This window comes from Pseudarthrobacter sp. NPDC092202, assembly GCF_044755505.1.
Taxonomy (GTDB): domain Bacteria; phylum Actinomycetota; class Actinomycetes; order Actinomycetales; family Micrococcaceae; genus Arthrobacter.
In genome coordinates this window covers 47596-66500 of the sequence record NZ_JBIVRG010000005.1, presented here as the reverse complement: position 1 = coordinate 66500, position 18905 = coordinate 47596, and the positions used below count along the sequence as shown (strand labels likewise).

At 66.2% G+C, this 18905-nt stretch carries 18 protein-coding genes; 10 read left to right on the top strand and 8 right to left on the bottom strand.

The annotated features are described in order from the left end of the window. Positions 1-43: 43 nt before the first annotated feature. From arsB to ACIQF4_RS10180, 5 genes are all read left to right on the top strand, one after another. On the top strand, positions 44-1138 hold the full coding sequence (gene arsB, locus ACIQF4_RS10200) for an ACR3 family arsenite efflux transporter (protein ID WP_400515973.1): 1095 nt from the start codon (positions 44-46) through the stop codon (positions 1136-1138). Positions 1139-1164: 26 nt separating this feature from the next. Continuing rightward, on the top strand, positions 1165-1587 hold the full coding sequence (locus ACIQF4_RS10195; RefSeq protein WP_231455293.1) for an arsenate reductase ArsC: 423 nt from the start codon (positions 1165-1167) through the stop codon (positions 1585-1587). 26 nt (positions 1588-1613) lie between these two features. After that, the gene (gene trxB / locus ACIQF4_RS10190; protein WP_400515972.1) at positions 1614-2618 is read left to right on the top strand and encodes a thioredoxin-disulfide reductase; all 1005 of its coding nucleotides are present in this window, start codon (positions 1614-1616) and stop codon (positions 2616-2618) included. A 224-nt stretch (positions 2619-2842) separates the two neighbouring features. After that, positions 2843-4231 (top strand): FAD-dependent oxidoreductase, encoded by a 1389-nt coding sequence (locus tag ACIQF4_RS10185; protein ID WP_400515971.1) that lies wholly within the window; start codon positions 2843-2845, stop codon positions 4229-4231. A 36-nt stretch (positions 4232-4267) separates the two neighbouring features. Then, positions 4268-4708, top strand: a complete 441-nt coding sequence (locus ACIQF4_RS10180) for a low molecular weight phosphatase family protein (protein WP_400515970.1) — start codon at positions 4268-4270, stop codon at positions 4706-4708. A 12-nt stretch (positions 4709-4720) separates the two neighbouring features. On the opposite strand, the gene ACIQF4_RS10175 is transcribed toward ACIQF4_RS10180, so the two are convergent. From ACIQF4_RS10175 to ACIQF4_RS10145, 7 genes are all read right to left on the bottom strand, one after another. Then, complete coding sequence (locus tag ACIQF4_RS10175) at positions 4721-5107, bottom strand: hypothetical protein (RefSeq protein WP_400516075.1); 387 nt, start codon at positions 5105-5107, stop codon at positions 4721-4723. A 184-nt stretch (positions 5108-5291) separates the two neighbouring features. Then, positions 5292-5717, bottom strand: a complete 426-nt coding sequence (locus ACIQF4_RS10170; RefSeq protein ID WP_308192096.1) for a heat shock protein transcriptional repressor HspR — start codon at positions 5715-5717, stop codon at positions 5292-5294. Between the two features lie 15 nt (positions 5718-5732). After that, positions 5733-6704 (bottom strand): DnaJ C-terminal domain-containing protein, encoded by a 972-nt coding sequence (locus ACIQF4_RS10165; protein ID WP_231455296.1) that lies wholly within the window; start codon positions 6702-6704, stop codon positions 5733-5735. Between the two features lie 95 nt (positions 6705-6799). After that, positions 6800-7495 (bottom strand): nucleotide exchange factor GrpE, encoded by a 696-nt coding sequence (locus ACIQF4_RS10160; protein ID WP_400515969.1) that lies wholly within the window; start codon positions 7493-7495, stop codon positions 6800-6802. A gap of 2 nt (positions 7496-7497) precedes the next feature. Continuing rightward, positions 7498-9375 carry a molecular chaperone DnaK gene (gene dnaK, locus ACIQF4_RS10155; protein ID WP_231455298.1) on the bottom strand — a complete coding sequence of 626 codons (1878 nt, stop codon included), beginning with the start codon at positions 9373-9375 and terminating at the stop codon, positions 7498-7500. A gap of 251 nt (positions 9376-9626) precedes the next feature. Continuing rightward, positions 9627-9887, bottom strand: coding sequence for a hypothetical protein (locus tag ACIQF4_RS10150; protein WP_400515968.1), 261 nt, complete (start codon positions 9885-9887; stop codon positions 9627-9629). Positions 9888-9935: 48 nt separating this feature from the next. Then, a complete protein-coding gene (locus tag ACIQF4_RS10145) occupies positions 9936-12128 on the bottom strand; it encodes an MMPL family transporter (protein ID WP_400515967.1) in 2193 nt (730 codons plus the stop codon). 197 nt (positions 12129-12325) lie between these two features. Here ACIQF4_RS10145 and ACIQF4_RS10140 point away from each other — a divergent pair, with 197 nt between their 5' ends. From ACIQF4_RS10140 to pabB, 5 genes are all read left to right on the top strand, one after another. Next, a complete protein-coding gene (locus ACIQF4_RS10140; protein ID WP_400516074.1) occupies positions 12326-12850 on the top strand; it encodes a MarR family winged helix-turn-helix transcriptional regulator in 525 nt (174 codons plus the stop codon). 79 nt (positions 12851-12929) lie between these two features. Continuing rightward, on the top strand, positions 12930-13748 hold the full coding sequence (locus tag ACIQF4_RS10135) for a methyltransferase domain-containing protein (RefSeq protein WP_350004067.1): 819 nt from the start codon (positions 12930-12932) through the stop codon (positions 13746-13748). Positions 13749-13875: 127 nt separating this feature from the next. Further along, the gene (locus ACIQF4_RS10130) at positions 13876-14499 is read left to right on the top strand and encodes a LysE family transporter (RefSeq protein ID WP_400515966.1); all 624 of its coding nucleotides are present in this window, start codon (positions 13876-13878) and stop codon (positions 14497-14499) included. 111 nt (positions 14500-14610) lie between these two features. Beyond that, positions 14611-15150 carry a low molecular weight protein-tyrosine-phosphatase gene (locus ACIQF4_RS10125; RefSeq protein WP_350004069.1) on the top strand — a complete coding sequence of 180 codons (540 nt, stop codon included), beginning with the start codon at positions 14611-14613 and terminating at the stop codon, positions 15148-15150. 50 nt (positions 15151-15200) lie between these two features. Beyond that, on the top strand, positions 15201-17261 hold the full coding sequence (gene pabB, locus ACIQF4_RS10120) for an aminodeoxychorismate synthase component I (protein ID WP_400515965.1): 2061 nt from the start codon (positions 15201-15203) through the stop codon (positions 17259-17261). A 76-nt stretch (positions 17262-17337) separates the two neighbouring features. Here the strand turns inward: pabB and cls are convergent, their stop codons facing one another. Next, a complete protein-coding gene (gene cls / locus ACIQF4_RS10115) occupies positions 17338-18810 on the bottom strand; it encodes a cardiolipin synthase (RefSeq protein ID WP_400516073.1) in 1473 nt (490 codons plus the stop codon). Positions 18811-18905 lie beyond the last annotated feature (95 nt).

The window sequence follows — 18905 nt, the reverse complement described above, 5'->3', positions numbered from 1 at the left end:
TATCGACTTTCATCAATCTATTGCCGAGCAGCGCAGGAGACCCGTGAGCACCCGGACCCAGTTACCGCCCACCCAAGGGGAAGAGGCCGTCGTCGGCAAACTTTCCACCCTGGACCGTTTCCTCCCTGTATGGATCATTGCCGCCATGGCCCTCGGCCTGCTGCTCGGCAACCTGATCCCGGGCCTCAACACAGCCCTGGAAGCGGTGAAGGTAGGCGAAGTGTCGCTGCCCATCGCCGTCGGCCTGCTGGTCATGATGTACCCGGTCCTGGCGAAGGTCCGCTACGACCAGACCCGCCGCGTGATCGGTGACAAGAAACTCATGGTCTCCTCCCTGGTGATCAACTGGCTCCTGGCCCCCGCTTTCATGTTCGTCCTGGCCTGGGTCTTCCTCGCGGACCTTCCCGAATACCGGACCGGCCTGATCATCGTGGGCCTGGCCCGCTGCATCGCCATGGTGATGATCTGGAACGACCTCGCCTGCGGGGACAGGGAATCCGCCGCAGTCCTGGTGGCCATCAACTCCGTTTTCCAGGTGGTGGCCTTCGGTGCACTGGGCTGGTTCTACCTGCAGCTCCTGCCGTCTTGGCTTGGCCTGCCCACCATCAGCGCGGATTTCTCCTTCTGGGCCATCACGCTTTCGGTGCTGATCTTCCTGGGCATCCCGCTGCTCGCCGGCTTCCTCACCCGCACCCTCGGCGAAATGGCCAAGGGCCGCGACTGGTACGAAGGCACCTTCCTTCCCAAGCTCGGCCCGTGGGCACTCTACGGCCTGCTGTTCACCATCACCCTCCTCTTCGCCCTGCAGGGTGAAACCATCACCGCCCGCCCGCTGGACGTAGCCCGGATCGCGCTTCCGCTGCTGGTCTACTTCGTGGTGGTGTTCGGTGCCGGCATGCTGATCGGCAAGTGGCTGGACCTTGGCTACGCCAAGACCACCACGCTGGCCTTCACGGCCGCGGGCAACAACTTCGAACTGGCCATCGCCGTGGCGATTGGCACCTTCGGCGTGACGTCCGGCCAAGCCCTTGCCGGCGTCGTCGGCCCCTTGATTGAAGTGCCGGCACTTGTTGCACTTGTATACGCCGCACTGTGGGCGCGAAAGCGCTTCTTCAGCTCCGCCACCGCTTCACTCTGACCACCGCCATACCCCTGGAGAACACCATGACCACCGAATCTGCCAAGAAGCCCTCCGTCCTGTTCGTCTGCGTCCACAACGCTGGCCGCTCCCAGATGGCTGCCGCCTTCCTCACCAGCCTCTCCAAGGGTGCGATCGAGGTACGCTCCGCAGGCTCCCAGCCCGCGGACAAGATCAACCCCTCCGCCGTGGAGGCAATGGCCGAGGTAGGCATTGACATGTCCGCGGAGGTCCCCAAGGTCCTGACCACAGAGGCCGTGAAGGAATCCGACGTCGTCATCACCATGGGCTGCGGCGACGAATGCCCCTACTTCCCGGGCAAGCGCTACGAGGACTGGGTCCTGGAGGACCCGGCCGGCAAGGGCGTGGAGTCCGTCCGCCCCATTCGTGACGAGATCAGGGGCCGGATCGAGGACCTGATCGCTTCCCTTACCCCCGCCGCCAAGTAACTTCCCAAGAGCATCAGGAGACTCCCGTGACTGAAACCGCGACCGCAGAGAGCGTCAACAAAGAACAGCTGATCATCATCGGTTCCGGCCCTGCCGGCTACACCGCCGCCATCTACGCCGCCCGGGCAGGGCTGCAGCCCCTGGTCCTGGCCGGTTCGGTCACGGCCGGCGGCGCCCTGATGAACACCACGGAAGTGGAAAATTTCCCCGGCTTCCCGGGTGGCATCCAGGGCCCCGAACTGATGGACGGGCTGCAGCAGCAGGCGGAAAAGTTCGGCGCCAAGGTAGTGTTCGACGACGTCACGGAGGTGGCGCTGGCGGGCCACCTCAAGCGCGTGGTCACGGGCGGCGGCGACGTGCACGAGGCCCCCGCCGTCATTCTCGCAACGGGTTCCGCCTACAAGGAACTCGGGCTGCCCGAGGAGAAGAAGCTCAGCGGCCACGGCGTGTCCTGGTGCGCCACCTGCGACGGCTTCTTCTTCCGCGAGCAGGACATCATCGTGGTCGGCGGCGGTGATTCGGCCATGGAGGAAGCGATGTTCCTGACCCGCTTCGGCAAGTCGGTGACCGTCGTCGTCCGCCGCGAGGAGCTGCGCGCCTCCCGCATCATGGCGCAGCGTGCCAAGGACAATCCCAAGATCAGCTTCGCATGGAACTCTGCCATCACCGCCATCCACGGCGACAGCAAAGTCACCGGCGTCACGCTCACCGACACCCGCACCGGGGAGACCCGGGAACAGTCGGCCACCGGTATTTTCGTAGCGATCGGCCACGTCCCGCGCACCGAACTGGTTGCCGGGCAGGTGGACCTGGACGACGAGGGCTACATCAAGGTGGACGCCCCCACCACCGTCACTAACCTCTCGGGCGTCTTTGCCTGCGGGGACGCCGTGGACCACCGCTACCGGCAGGCCATCACCGCTGCCGGCACCGGCTGTGCCGCAGCACTCGACGCCGAACGCTACCTCGCAGCCCTCGAGGACGCGGACAGCATCGCCACCGCCCTGGTGGAGGAACCAACCCACGCCTAGAAATCCTGCCAGGGGAGGGGGTGAGCTGAATGGATACAGGATGCTGCGGCGATTCCGGTTGCTGCGACGACGGTTCCTGCACTGACGAGGACTGCTGCTAACCCCAGCACGCCCCCTCCCCCAACCAGGTAGCAGCAAGTGTCGTTATGAGCCCCCAAACGACATCTACTGCTACCTGGTTGGGCCGCCCACCGCGCACACCTACGGATGAAACAGAGGACACCATGGATGCAGCACAGAACCTTGCAGCACAAGCTCTTCCAGTTGCCGTGATCGGCGCCGGTCCCGTGGGGCTGGCCGCGGCGGCCCACCTGCTGGAGCGCGGCCTCGAGCCGCTCATCTTCGAGGCAGGCACGACGGCGGGGGCGGCCATTGAGCAATGGCGGCACATCCGGCTGTTCTCCCCTTGGCGGTTCAACCTTGACGCCGCCGCGGTGCGCCTCCTGGAGTCCGCCGGGTGGGAAGCCCCCCGGCCCACCGCGCTGCCATACGGCGGGGAACTCGTGGACAATTACCTTGCGCCGCTGGCTGCGCTGCCCGCCATAGCCTCCCGGCTGCGGACCGGCGCCCGGGTCACCGCCGTGACCCGGGCGGGGCTGGATAAGACCCACACCCGCAACCGGGACACCACACCCTTTACTGTCCGGGCAGAGCACGCGGACGGGGAAACCCGGGACCACACCGTTGCCGCCGTCATCGACGCATCCGGCACCTGGTCCCGCCGCAACCCCTTGGGCACCTCAGGCCTACCCGCCATCGGCGAGGACACCGCAGCGGACCGGATCTCCGCACCGCTGCCGGACGTTACGGGCCGTGACCGGGCAGCCTTCGCAGGACGCCGGGTCCTGGTGGTGGGTGCCGGCCACTCCGCTGCCAACACGCTGACCGGCCTCGCAGACCTCGCCAAGGACGAGCCCGACACCCGGATCCTTTGGGCCGTCCGCGGCGCCTCGGCCGCCAAAGTCTACGGCGGCGGCGACGCCGACGGGCTTCCTGCCCGGGGACAGCTCGGCGGCCGTGTCCGCCGCCTGGTGGAGGCGGGAAAAATCGAACTCCACACCGGCTTTGGCATCAGCTCACTGAAGGCCCTCGACTCCCATGTCACAGTCGAAGCCGCCGATGGCCGCACCCTTGATGCCGACGTTGTGGTCCCCTGCACCGGGTTCCGCCCCGACCTGGACATCCTGCGCGAGCTCCGGCTGGAGCTCGATCCCGCCGTCGAAGCTCCCCGCGAGCTCGGCCCGCTGATCGACCCGGAATTCCACTCCTGCGGCACCGTCCCCCCTCACGGCGCCAAGCTCCTTGCCCACCCGGACAAGGACTTCTATATCGTGGGCATGAAGTCCTACGGCCGGGCACCCACGTTCCTCCTGGCCACAGGCTATGAGCAGGTCCGCTCGGTGGTGGCCGCCCTGGCCGGGGACCGCGAGGCGGCTGACACCGTCCAGCTGGAACTGCCCGAGACCGGCGTCTGCTCCACGGACGCCGGCACCAGCTGCGACGTCCCCGCCGCATCCGCCGCCCAGCCCGATGCCGGCTGCTGTGCATCCCCCGAGCCTGTCCTGGTGGGCTTTCCCACGGGGCTTTCCCACGGCCGCTCCGGCAGCAACTAGATCCAGACACTGAACACCGACCTCCGGAGCAGCACCATGTCCAACCCCAGCCACCAGCCACCCGCGTCCAAGAAACCGGCCGTCCTCTTTGTCTGCAGCAAGAACGGCGGAAAATCCCAGCTCGCCGCCGGCCTGATGAACCAGCTGGCCAACGGGAACGTCACCGTGTACTCGGCCGGCACCAAACCCGGGAAGTCCCTGAACCCCCAGGCCGTGGAGTCGCTCACCGAACTGGGCATCGACATCAGCAGCGAACACCCCAAGCCGGTCACGGTGGACGTCCTGGACGTTGTGGATGCGGTGATCGTGCTGGGAACGGAAGCGAAGCTCGAGCCCCGCGAGGGAACGCGCTTTGAGGTGTGGGAGACCGACGAGCCCTCCGAGCGCGGCATCGAGGGGATGGAGCGCATGCGCCTGGTGCGGGACGACATCAGGTCCCGTGTCCGGGACCTTTATGAGGATCTTTACCGCGCTTAGCCCCGATGCCGCCTACCCCATCGCAGGAGCGGCGGAGGTGCGGCCGGCAAACTGCCGGCGCGCCCAGCGGGCCAACTTCTTGCCCTTGCCCTTCCACCAGTTGTCCTCGTCCTTGTCGTGGTGGAGGCGGAAGATGATGGCCACCAGCACGAACATGCCCATGACCACATCGATCCAGGACCACAGCACCAGGGCGATGAGCACCGTCAGGCCATTCACCACGATGGACGGGATGGCCAGGGTACGGAACACCGTGCTGGCCAGGTAGCGACGGTGGGACCTCGGGACAGACAGCGCCCGCACCATGTCGAAGCAGACGCACACCACCACCACCGTTTGTCCGAGTGCCAGCAGCATCTGGCCGGGAAGCGAGCCGCTGAACGCTGCCACCGACTCCATCCCCGGGCTCATCGGTGAACCCCAGCGGCAGGGCGGCAAAAAGCGAAACCACACATGGAAAAACCCCCAGAAACCTTGGAACCACTGCTGCTGATCCAGCAATGGTTCCATTGAAGTTTCCAGGGGCTCCAGGGGTCACGAGTAGTGGGTACTCTATTTCCTGCCCGTACCCGTGGCGTTGTACTTACCTGCCGATGGCGCGAGGCCGCCACAGGACCACAGCCTGCGAGCGCGGGCGTGGCCGCTGGCCGCGTGCCAGGCTCACGACGTCGCCCGCAGCGCCCGCAGCGAAGATCCGGGCGTCCAGCGGCTGCCGGCGCCGGCCCAGTTCCTCGGTCAGTTCCGCAACCCTGCTCTGCAGGGCGGCCACCTGGTTCTCCAGTTCCAGGATCCGCTTGATCCCCTCCAGCGAGACGCCTTCCTGGGACAACCGCTGCACCTCACGGAGCATGTTGATGTCCCGCTGGGAGTAGCGGCGGGACTTGCCGGGGGCACGGCTGGGCGAGACGATGCCCAGGCGGTCGTACTGCCGGAGCGTCTGGGGGTGCATGTCCGCAAGTTCAGCCGCGACCGAAATCACGAAGATAGGTTGGTCAGCACTGACGTCCACAGCACACCTCCCCTGCTACAACCGGGCCTTGGCGGCCAGGCCCTCACGGACATCGGCTCCGGCCGTGGCCTCGGCAAATGCCTTGACCGCGGCTTCGGCTTCCTTGTTCAGGTTCTTGGGGACGGCGACGTCGATGGTCACCAGCAGGTCGCCGGTTCCCTTGGACGTCTTCACGCCTTTGCCCTTGACCCTCAGGGTGCGGCCCGACGGCGTACCGGCCGGAACACGGACCCGCACCTTTTCGCCGTCGATGGTGGGCACCTCGATGTCTGCTCCCAAAGCAGCTTCGGGGAAGGTGACGGGGACGTGGATCCGGAGGTTGTCGCCGTCGCGCGTGTAGAACGCATGCGGCTGGACAGCGACCGACACCACCAGGTCACCGTAGCCGGCGGCGCCAGGCTGGCCCTTCCCCCGCACGCGGACCTTCTGGCCGTCCTTGATGCCGGCGGGCACCCGGACGTCGATCACTTCGCCGCTGGGCTCCCGAAGGCCGATGGTGGTGCCGCGGATGGCACCGGCGAAGGAAATACTCGTGGAAGCTGTGCGGTCCGCACCCTTCTGCGGGGTCCGCTGGAATCCGCTCTGGCCGAAGCCGCCGCCAAACAGATCGGCGAACTCCGGCGGGATGCCGCCGGCGGAGGGGTTGAACCCGCCCGCATGCCGCCCGGTGTTGCCCGTGAACAGGCCGCCGAACATGTCCTCGAAGCCGGCGCTGCCCGCCCCGGCTCCGCCAGGTGCGAACCGGGCACCGCCGCCCATGGCCCGGATGGCGTCATACTGCTGGCGCTCATCGGGGTCCGAGAGCACGGAGTAGGCCTCGGAGATGTCCTTGAACTTCTTCTCCGAGGCAGCATTGCCCGCATTGGTATCCGGGTGGTGCTGCCGCGCGAGCTTCCGGTACGCCTTCTTGATGTCGGCGTCGGAAGCGTCCTTGGCGATACCAAGGATCGCGTAAAAGTCCTTGTCCACCCAATCCTGGCTAGCCAATGGCGTTTCCTTTCAAGAATTTGTGCCGAGATGACAGTTCGCGCCAATGTTCTGTCGAATCACTGCCGCGAACTGTCATCTCGATGGGAGTAATGCTAAGCCGGAACGGCCACAATCACTTGGGCTGCGCGGAGGACCCGGTCGCCTGACTTGTAGCCGGAGCGGAGCACCTGGCTGACGGTGTCAACCTCGATGTCCTCGCCGGGCTGCTGGATCAGGGCCTCGTGGATCGTGGGATCGAACTCCACGCCGGTCTGGTCGATGCGGACCAAACCGTAGGTCTTCAGCGCGTTCTCCAGCTTGGTGGCGATCGCGGCGAACGGTCCGTCGGCCAGGTCGCCGTGCTGGCGGGCCGCGTCCACGTCGTCCAGGACCGGAAGCAGTGAGTTCAGGACGCCGATGACGGCCATCTCGCCTGCCACGGCGCGGTCCCGTTCAACGCGCTTGCGGTAGTTGACGTACTCGGCCTGCAGCCGGAGGAGGTCGTTCCGCAGCTCGGCTGCCTCTGCGTTGGCCGAGCCCGCTGCGGCAGCGCCCTGCGCCACGGATTCCTCCGCCGGCACCTCCACGCCGTTGAGGATTTCCTCGGCCTGGGCAAGGGCGTCGCCGTCGGAATCCTGCCCGGCGGAAGCCGAACCTGCGCCCTGGCCGCCTTCATGGTGGCCGCCCTCCGGGTGCCGGGCCTGCCCGGTCACCGGGTCAACCTTGCGGTTGTCCCGGATGACCGGCTCGCCGTCGTGCCTGTCCTGGCCGGTGGAAGTGTGCTCTTCCTCGTTACCGTGATGGGGCATGATTACTTCTTCGCTTCGTCTTCGTCGATGATCTCGGCGTCAACGATGTCCTCGTCGCCAGCCTTGTCACCGGCAGCGGAACCCGCAGCGCCTTCAGCACCTGCAGCGCCGGTGGCGCCGTCGGGTGAGCCGGCCTGGGAGTAGATGGCCTCGCCCAGCTTGCCCTGGGAAGCCTGCAGCTTCTCGAAGGCTGCCTTCACCGCGGCGTCATCGGTGCCTTCGAGTGCCTTCTTGAGGTCGTCGACGTCGGCCTGGACCTCGGTCTTGACCTCTTCAGGCAGCTTGTCGGCGTTGTCGGCGATCAGCTTGTCCACGGAGTAGGCGAGCTGCTCGGCGGTGTTGCGGGTGTCGGTTGCCTCGCGGCGGGCCTTGTCCTCGGCTGCGTGCTCCTCGGCATCCTTGACCATGCGGTCGATGTCTTCCTTGGAGAGGCTGGAGCCGCCCGTGATGGTCATGGACTGTTCCTTGCCGGTGCCCTTGTCCTTCGCGGAGACGTGGACAATACCGTTGGCGTCGATGTCGAAGGTGACCTCAACCTGCGGGACGCCGCGCGGAGCCGGAGCAATACCGGTCAGCTCGAACGTGCCCAGCGGCTTGTTGTCGCGGGTGAACTCGCGCTCGCCCTGGAAGACCTGGATGGCAACGGAGGGCTGGTTGTCGTCCGCCGTGGTGAAGGTCTCGGACCGCTTGGTGGGGATGGCGGTGTTGCGCTCGATCAGGTGCGTCATCACGCCACCCTTGGTTTCGATGCCGAGGGACAGCGGGGTGACGTCGATCAGCAGGACGTCCTTGCGCTCACCTTTCAGCACACCGGCCTGCAGGGCGGCACCAACGGCTACAACCTCATCCGGGTTCACACCCTTGTTGGGCTCCTTGCCGCCGGCCAGTTCCTTGACCAGTTCGGAGACGGCGGGCATACGCGTGGAACCGCCGACGAGCACGATGTGGTCGATGTCGGAGAGCTTGATGCCGGCTTCCTTGATGACGTCGTGGAACGGCTTCTTGGTGCGCTCCAGCAGGTCCTTGGTGAGGTCCTGGAACTTGGCGCGGGTCAGCTGCTCGTCCAGGTGGACCGGGCCGTCGGGGGTGACGGACAGGTACTGGAGGGAGACGTTGGTGCTGGAGGAGGAGGAGAGTTCCTTCTTGGCCTGCTCGGCTGCCTCGCGGAGGCGCTGCAGGGCGATCTTGTCCTTGGACAGGTCGATGCCCTTGACCTTGAGCTGGTTGAGCAGGTAGTCAACGACGCGCTGGTCCCAGTCGTCGCCGCCCAGGCGGTTGTCACCGGCGGTGGCGCGGACCTGGATGGTGGAGAAGTTGTCCTCGTCCTTGCCGACTTCCAGCAGCGAGACGTCGAAGGTACCGCCGCCGAGGTCGAAGACCAGGATGAGTTCGTCTTCCTTGCCCTTGTCCAGGCCGTAGGCCAGGGCTGCCGCGGTGGGCTCGTTGACGATGCGCAGGACGTTCAGGCCTGCGATTTCGCCGGCTTCCTTGGTTGCCTGGCGCTCGGCATCGTTGAAGTAGGCCGGAACGGTGATGACGGCGTCGGTGACCTTTTCACCCAGGTAGGACTCGGCGTCGTTCTTCAGCTTCATGAGGATACGCGCGGAAATTTCCTGCGGGGTGTACTTCTTCTCGTCAATGTTGACGGTCCAGTCCGTGCCCATGTGGCGCTTCACCGAGGCGATGGTTCGGTCGATGTTGTTGACGGCCTGGCGCTTGGCGATCTCGCCCACCAGGACTTCGCCGGACTTGGAGAATGCAACGACGGACGGCGTGGTGCGGCCACCCTCGGCGTTGGCAATAACGGTGGGCTCGCCACCTTCGAGAACGGAGACGACGGAGTTGGTGGTTCCGAGGTCGATACCTACTGCACGTGACATGTGTTGCTTCCTTCTTTCCTTGGAAACTGGTTGGCGCCCGCTATTGAGCGTTCTGCACTCAACTTTACTCAGCACGCGATTGATGTCAATCTGAAGTTGAGCGAGGTACGCTCAACTTCGTCGTTTGGTTGGCGCGGGGAACCGCGCAGCTGCCAGCACTGGCGCGGATTTCCGCGCTTAAACGCGGACGACGGCGGCTCTCCGCTTTCGCTGTTGGAGAACCTGCCGCCGTACTGCTTTGTGTTGAGGTGCTACCGCTCGCTGTCGCGCCGGCCGTGCAGGGGGTCCCGCTCTTCCCGGATCGCGCCCGCTTCCCGGGCTGCGCCGGACGTGCCGGCTTCACCGTAGTCCCCGTCCGGGTATTCACCGTCCCCTAGGTTGCCGGCCGGCTCCCCCACGGCACCGGCATCGCCATAGTCGCCGTCCACGTACTGCCCGCCCTCGCCCTCCAGCCCGGGGGCAGTGCTTCCCTTGCGGGGCTGCTCGGCCGGGGATTCCTGGTTCTCGGTCATGGTGCATCTCTCCTTTGAGTTCCGCGTCCATGCGGGCGCAGAGGCAGTCTATCGAGCCGGCGTTTCCTCCAACAGGGCCTCAGCCCGGCCCGGACGCTCCCCAACCGCCTGCCGCCCCAGCTTGCTGGGCCACCAGATGCGCGGGCCGATGTCGTAGGCCAGGGCCGGCACCAGCAGCGACCTCACCAGTACGGTGTCCAGCAGCACGCCGAAGGCCACAATGAAGGCCAGCTGCACCAGGAACATGATGGGGATGACGCCCAGGGCGGCGAAGGTGGCGGCCAGGACCACGCCGGCGGAGGTGATCACGCCGCCGGTGACGCCCAGGCCGCGAAGGATGCCGGGCCGGGTGCCGTGTTTCAGCGACTCCTCCCGGACCCGGCTCATCAGGAAGATGTTGTAGTCCACCCCAAGTGCCACCAGGAACACGAAACCGAACAACGGAACGGTGGCATCAGCGCCCGGGAAACCCAGGATGTTGTTGAACACGAACGCCGAAACTCCCATGGCTGCCGCGTAGGACAGCACCACCGAGAGCACCAGCAGCACCGGCGCGAGGACTGAGCGGAGCAGCAGCATCAGGATGAAGAGGATAACCACCAGGACCACGGGGATGATGATCACCAGGTCGCGCTGGGCGGTGGTGTTGGTATCCAGCGCGGTCGCCGTCACCCCGCCCACCAGGGCCTCCGGGTCCACGGCCTTGACGTCTACACGCAGGGCCTTGACCGCTTCCTCGGCCTCCAAGGAGTCCGCGGCGGAATTCAGCGTGGCGTTGATGAGCACCCTGCCGTCGCGGACGTCGGGGGCGCTGGGAGCGCCGGGGGCTCCGGTGACTGGTACGCTGCCCTGCGCCAGCAGGTAAGCATCCCCCACGCCGTCGGCCGCTTTCACCGCATCCAGCACCTCCTGCGCCTTCCCTTGGTCCGCAACCACGACGGCGGGGCTGCCGCTGCCGGCGTCGAAGTGCCGGGCCAGGGCGTCCTGGCCGTCGACAGCGTTGGAGGCTGTGAGGATCACGTCCGTCTGCGGGACGCCGTTGGCCTTGAGCTGCAGTACGCCCGCGGACGCCACCAGCAGCAGGAGGACCGAGGCGATCCAGACCGCGCGAGGACGCCTGGAGACCAGGGATCCGGTGGCGCGCCACAGGCCCTTCTGCCCCTCCAGCCCGGTCACCAGTTCGGGCTCGCGCTCGTCCTCCGGGACCAGCTTGGGGCGGAACGGCCAGAAGGCCGCCCGGCCCAGAAGCGCCATCAGTGCCGGAAGCAGCGTGAGCGCCGCGAACAGGGAGCAGAGAATTCCGGCAGCAGCCACGGGGCCCAGGGCCTTGTTGGAGTTCAGGTCGGAGAAAAGCAGGCACAGCAGGGCAATGATCACGGTGGCGCCGGAGGCCAGGATGGGCTCGAACGATGCCTTCCACGCGGTCAGGACGGCTGCGGTGCGGTTGGTGGTGTGGGTCAGGGCCTCGCGGAACCTTGCCACGTAGAGCAGGGCGTAGTCCGTTGCGGCACCAATCACCAGGATGGACAGGATTCCCTGGCTTTGGCCGTTCAGCTGGATCCACCCGGCCTTTGCCATGCCGAAGACCAGCAGGATGGCTGCGCACAACGCAAAGACGGACGTCAGGAGCACCATGATGGGCAGCAGGAGGGAGCGGTAAACAATCAGGAGGATCACAAATACCGCGGCGAGGGCCACCAGGAGGAGGATTCCGTCAATGCCGGCGAAGGCGGCCGTGAGGTCCGCGGCGAGTCCGGCAGGCCCGGTCACAAAGGTCTGCATCCCTTCGGGGGCGGCCTCGGCAACGGTGTCCCTCAGCTCCTGGACAGCCTCTTTGACCTCAGCGGACGAATCGATCGGCGCGATGAACTGGACCGCTTTGCCGCCCTCGGACGGGATCGGGCCGATGACGGCGCTGCCAAGCTGCAGCCCCTCCAGTTCTTCCTTCAGGCCTGCCACCTCACCCAGCTGCGCGGGAGTGAAGGCTTCATCGCTCTCGATCACGATCACGCCGGGCACCTCGTCCGAATCCCGGAACTTCGCCTGCCAGTCCTGTGCGGCCGTAGCCTCAGCGCTGGCGGGCAGGAAGGAAGCCTGGTCATTGGATGAGACTTCTTCGAGGCGTCCGAAAGTGGGGCCTCCGACGCCGGCGAGTGCCAACCACGTCAGAACCAGGATGACGGGGACCAGCCAGCGCAGCCAGAACGGCACGCGTTCCGTTCTTTCCGATTTGTGTTTCATGACGCCTTCCGGACGACGGGCGGGAGTAACATTGTTTCCATATTAGAGTATCTCCACCATGGAGATAAGCGTCTGGCTAGCTTTTTCTGGATTTCCCGGATACTGGGGCGCTTGGGCCGCTCAAGTAATATCCGTCAGTACGCAAAGCGCAAATGGCTCTGCAGGCGGCCAAGCACCAGGAGGACCAGGAGGTGGACATGGCAGACGGCACCGACCCGGCACCGCAGGGAGGGCCTCCGCAGCCTGCCGGCGGACCCCATCCCCTGGTGCGCCTCCTGCAGGAGTTCACGCTGGAGGCCAACCGCTACGTGGACACGGCAGGCGGCCGCAAGGACATGCACCGGACAGACCTCAACGCCCTGGCTGTGATTATGCGCCACACCGCCAAGGGAAATGTGGTTACCCCAGGGCTCCTGCGCAAGGAACTGCACCTCAGCTCCCCCGCTACTACTGCCCTGATCGACCGGCTGGACCATTCGGGGCATGTGACCCGTGAGCGGCACGGCTCGGACCGCCGGCAGGTCCAGCTCAGGATGACGCCCAAGGCTTTCCAGGAGGGCGGCGCAATTTTCGCTCCGCTGGCCCGCCAGATGGGCAGTGCCATGGCCGGATTCTCGGCCGAGGAGCTGGATACCGTCACCCGATTCATGACTGCCATGGTGGAGGCCACGGTTGCGGCGCGCGAAGAGTCCTCCGCCAGCCAGCCGGACAACCCTGCCTGACCCAACCAACTCGCCCGCCCCACCCCGCCCGGCAATCCCCACCACCCAAGTAAGTAGCAGTTGGGGGTAGCGTTTGGTTATGAGTGCGCAGCAGCCTGAAGACGACGTTTACACGCACGGCCACCATGAATCCGTGGTCCGCGCCCATGCCGCCAGGACCGCCGAGAATTCGGCAGCGTTCGTCCTGCCGCACCTCACGCCGGGGTCCGGCGTGCTCGACGTCGGCTGCGGCCCGGGCACCATCACGTGCGACTTCGCCGCCCTGGTGGCACCGGGGAAGGTGACGGGGCTGGACCGGTCCCCGGACATCATCGCCCAGGCAAAGGCGCTCGCCATGGAGCGCGAGGTTCCCAACGTGGAATTCGTGGCCGGCAATATCTATGACCTGGACTTTGAGGATGAGACGTTCGACGTCGTCCACGCCCACCAGGTGCTCCAGCACCTTACGGACCCGGTGGAGGCGTTGCGTGAGATGCGGCGGGTGGCCAAGCCCGGCGGCATCGTTGCCGTGCGCGACGCCGATTTCCACGGCATGAGCTGGTACCCCGCCATTCCGGAACTGGACGAGTGGATGGAGCTCTACCAGCGCATCGCGCGGCGGAACGGGGCGGAACCCGACGCCGGCCGGCGGCTGGTGAGCTGGGCGCAAGCGGCCGGCTTTACCGACGTGGCGCCCTCCAGCAGCAACTGGCTCTATGCCACCAGCCAGCAGCGCCGGTGGCAGGCGCGCGTGTGGGGCGAACGCGTGCTCCATTCCGCCTTCGCGGAGCAGGCACTGGAGTACGGCTTCGCCAACCCTGCGGACCTGGCCCGGATCTCGGCCGGGTGGCACCGCTGGGGTTCCACCGACGACGGGTGGTTCCTGATCCCCAACGGCGAGGTCATCGCCCGGGCCTGACCTTGCGGCGCTTTGATACGTGGCTTGCCCACAGGTCTCACCGGGTGCACCTGCTGTACGGCAGTCGCGGCCCGCCAGCAGGGCAAACAGGTGATTAGGTGGCGCCAACGGCCACTAAACTCGAATGGTGCAATTCTCCCTTTGGCTCGCCCTGGTGGGCGCCGGAACCCTGATCAGCTTCACGCCCGGCGCCGGAGCCATCAACACCATGAGCAACTCCCTGAACGCCGGGTTCCGCCGGTCCATCTGGGGCATCCTGGGACAACAGGCAGCCCTGGTGATCCACGTGGTGATCGTGGCGCTCGGCGTCGGAGTGCTGGTGGCAAGCTCTCCCGTCGCCTTCAACATCATCCGCTTCGCAGGCGCCGCCTACCTGGTGTACCTGGGCATCAGGCAGTTCCTGAGCAAGCCGGTTCTCGAAGAGCAGCAAACCGCCGCCCTCCGGAATGAGCCCGCCTGGTCCATCTTCCGCCGGGGGCTGTGGGTCAATCTGCTCAACCCCAAGGCCATCATCTTCTTTTTGGCCTTCATGCCCCAGTTCATCAGGCCCGAACAGCCGCTGCTCCCCCAGTACCTTGTGCTGACTGCCACGATTATTGCCATTGACATCCTGGTGATGTGGTTCTTCTTTGCGGCAGCCGCCCGGTCCTTCCACCGCTTTACGCGCTCCACCCGGGGGCAGCTGGTCCTCAGCAAGGTTTTTGGCGTGCTCTTCATCGGCGTGGGCATCCTCCTCGCCGTCCTTCACTAAACTCAGCCATCCAGCGTTCGTGACGCGGAAAGAAAGTTTCTTTACAACCCTGTCAAGCAATGTGAATGACTTCTCTAGCCAATCCGTCCAATAGCGCGCATGCTTAGTTTCATGAACTCAGCGTCGAGCCCATACCGCGTCATCGCCGTCTGCACCGGAAACATCTGCCGGTCCCCCATGGCTGAGCTCATGCTCGCCGCGGCCCTTGAACGCGAAGGCCTGGACGGCCTGGTGGCCGTGGACTCCGCAGGAACCACCGGCTACGAGGCCGGACGCCCCATTGACCCCCGGGCCGCCCGCCGGCTCGCCGCCACCCAGCTTGGCTCAGAGCAGCACGTGGCACGCGAGTGGGAGCTGGACTGGTTCCATTCAAGGGACCTGATCCTTGCCCTGGACATCGACCACTATGCCTGGCTCAGCGAAGCCGCTCCGGACCAGGAGTCACTGGACAAGATCCGCATGTTCCGCAGCTTCGATCCCGCCACGGCAGGCCTGGACCTGCTGGACCAGGGCATCGAGGACCCCTGGTACGGCGGCCACGCGGACTTCGACGCCGTCTGGCACCAGATCCACGCTGCACTCCCGGGGATCGTGGAGCACATCAAGTCGGCCGTCCTCCGGGGCGCGGAACTGCAGCGGCAGGCCCGTTAGCTCCCTGCCCGTTGTGCAAGGCCGGCGGCCGTAAAGGTACGCTCTACTCCATGAGCCCAGCCCCCGTCATCATCGCCATTGACGGACGCTCCGGCGCTGGGAAGACGACCCTCGCCGTCGAACTGGCCGCCAGGCTGCGCGCGCACCACAGGGTGTCGCTGTTCCACCTTGAGGACATATACCCCGGCTGGAATGGGCTGGCGGCCGGCATCGAAAGGTACGTCTCCACGGTGCTCGCTCCCCTGAGCCGCGGGGAGGCAGCCGCCTGGGTCTGCTGGGACTGGGAGAAGCATTACGACGGCGAATCCCGGGTGACGCTTCCGGCCGAGATCGTCATAATGGAGGGCGTCGGGGCCGCCGCGGCAGAGGCCCGGCCGCTGCTGAACGCGGTGATCTGGGCCGAAGCGCCGGATGACGTGCGCCGGACCCGGGCGCTGGACCGGGATGGCGAAACCTATGAGCCGTTCTGGGACCAGTGGGCAGCGCAGGAAGAGGCGTGGCTCGCGGCGGACAACGTCCCCAGCATTGCCGATATCCGCGTCCGGAACCCCGCGGACGGATCAGCACCGGCGGACGTGCTGCAGGTCCTCCCCTACCTTCCGGCGCTGGCCCCGGCCCTGGCACCGGAACTGTCAGCACGGCGGGGGCTGCGCCTCCGCGCGGAACGGCTGGACATCCGCCCGGACGGCCCAGGACTTTTCCGTTCCCTCTACGGCCGCTCGGCCAACGCCGTCTGGCTGGACTCCTCCAACGTGGGGGCCCTGCCGGAGCAGGACGGAGGGGAAGCGGCGGCTGCGGAGCGCAGCCGCTTTAGCATCATGGCGGACGACGGCGGCACGTTCGGCCAGTCTGTAACGCACCGTTCGGGCCAGAGCCTGATGAGCGCGGGATGCGCCACCGCCACCGTACAGGGCCCGTTTTTCCGTTGGCTGGACACAGTGTGGGGCCTCCCCGCCGTCGAGAGTCCCAAGGCGTACCCCGGCGGGTTCACGCTCGGCTGGCTCGGGTGCCTGGGGTACGAGCTCAAGCGCGAGACGGGCGGCACCGACGTTCCCTCCCCCACCGCCGACGCGGCGCTCATCTTTGCCGGCAGGGCCGTGGTCCTGGACCACGCCGAAGGAACCGCCTGGCTCCTGGCACTGGACGCTCCCGACGCGGATGACTGGCTGGACCGGGCGCGGGCCGCCGTGGAAGACGCAGGGCCGGCCGCCCAGTCCGGCGGCAGCACCGGCGTCGTCCTCGCGGCAGCGCCGGAATTCCGCAGCCGGGACACGCGCGCTGAATACCTGGCGAAAATCTCTGCGGCACAGCACCAGATCGGGGAGGGGAACTCCTACGAGGTCTGCCTGACCACCGCCCTGTCGGCGGACATTCCGGCGGATGCCCTGGATCCGTGGACCACCTACCTGGCGCTGCGCCGCAGGAATCCCGCCCCCTTTGCCAGTTACCTGCGCTTTGGCAGCCTCACGGTGGCCAGCACCTCGCCCGAGCGGTTCCTGAAAATCGCGGCCGACGGCGGCATGCGGGCAGAGCCCATTAAGGGAACCCGCCGCCGGGGTGCAGACGCCAAGGAGGACGCCAAACTTCGAACCGACCTTGCCACGGCGCTGAAAGACCGCGCCGAAAACATCATGATCGTGGACCTGCTGCGCAACGACCTCAGCCACTTTGCCGTCCCCGGCTCGGTGACCGTCAGCAGGCTCTGCGCCATCGAAAGCTACGCCACGGTGCACCAGATGGTGAGCACCATCGATGCGCAGCTGAAGCCCGGTTCACCCCGGGCCGAAGCCGTGGCCGCCTGCTTCCCCGCCGGCTCCATGACCGGCGCCCCCAAAATCAGCACCATGGCCATCCTGGACAGCCTGGAAGGTGGACCCCGCGGGGTCTACTCGGGAGCCATCGGCTACTTTTCGTTGAACGGGGCCACGGACCTCGCCGTCGCCATCCGGACCCTGGTGACCAGCACCCGCGGCGACGGAACGGCGGAACTGACGCTCGGCGTCGGCGGTGCCATCACCGCGGACTCGGATCCGGAGGACGAATACGAGGAAATCCGCACCAAGGCGTTCGGCGTCCTCTCAACGCTCGGCGCGGACTTCCCCCACACCTGACCCCTGGAGTTTTTGTCCAGATATGCAGACTTCAGGACCCCTAAACCCTACATAAGTGGACAAAAACCCCCGGGGTTTACTGGACCGTTGCCGTCAGCCTCGCCACGTTGTCCACGTAGCGGGCCGCCAGGGGCCGGTTGATCCAATCCGTCAGCTTGAGCTCGTGGGAGATGTCCCGGTAGGTGTCCTCCACGGCCCGCATCTTGGTGACGATGTCCTCGCCCAACAGCATGACGGAAACCTCCATGTTCAGGGAGAAGGAGCGCATGTCCATGTTGCTGGAGCCGAGGACCGCCACCTCGTCGTCGATGGTGAAGTGCTTGGCGTGGAGCACGAACGGGGCCTTGTAGAGGTAGATCCGGACGCCGGCTTCCAGCAGGGCCTCGTAGTAGGACCGCTGGGCGTGGTGTACCAGGAACTGGTCACCCTTCTCAGACACGAAAAGCTCCACGTCCACCCCGCGCTGGGCGGCTGTGGTGATGGCGTAGAGCAGCGAGTCGTCCGGAACAAAGTAGGGGCTGCAGATGGAAATCCGGTGCTGGGCCGAGTAGATCAGGGTGTTGAACAGCCGCAGGTTGTTCTCGGTGATGAACCCGGGGCCGCTGGGAACCACCTGGGCGGTGACGTTCCCCGGTTCCGGATTGGCCGGAAGCTGCAGCTGGTGCTCCAGCGATTCATCGGTTTCGCTGAGCCAGTCGGTGGCGAAAACAACGTTCAGCGTGGTGACGATGGGCCCGCGCAGGCAGGCCATCAGCTCCACCCATTCGCGGCCTGCCTTGCGGTGCCGGGGGTTGTTGTAGGAGGGCTCGATCAGGTTCTGTGAACCCGTGAAGGCGATTTCGCCGTCGATCACCATGATCTTGCGGTGGTTGCGCAGGTCCGGCCGGCGCCATTGGCCGTGGATCGGCAGCAGCGGCAGCATCCGCTTCCATTGGATCTTGCCGGCGCGCAGCCGCTTCAGCAGTTTCCTGTAGCCCTGCACGCGGAGGGTGCCGATGTGGTCGAACAGCACGCGCACTTCCACGCCGCGCTCGGCTGCTTCCTCCAGGGCCGTGAGGAGGTCGTCGGTGATGTGGTCCGTGCTCATGATGTAGAACTCGGCGTTGACGAACTTCTTGGCCTTGCGGACGGCGTTCGTCATTTCCAGGATGGAATCCGGATAGCCGGGGATCAGGTCCACGGAGTTGCCGTCCACCATGGGCAGGGACCCCAGCCTGCGGTTCAGTTCCCCGGCGGATTTGACCCATTCGGGTCCGGGGTAGTCGCTTTCGACGTCGGCAAGCGAGGAAATCCCGGCCCGCACGCGTTCGTTGACCTGCTGCTGCTGCTCCCGCCGGCGGCTGGAGAGCTTGAAGTTGCCGAACAGGAGGAACAGGATGATGCCCACGAACGGAACGAAGAAGATGCCCAGCAGCCAGGCCATGGCCGTGGTGGGCCGCCTGTTGCCGGGAATGATGCCCACAGCCAGCACCCTGATTACCAGGTCGGCGATGCCCAGCACCACAACAACCCACCCTGGAGCGGTGCCGGCAAGCGAAAATGGCCACAACACGTGAGATGAACCCCCGGAAAATGAGCTCCCGGCGGACGGTTTCCAGCCAGGGCACTTCGCCCAGCTTATCTGTGGGGCGCCGCACTAAGCTG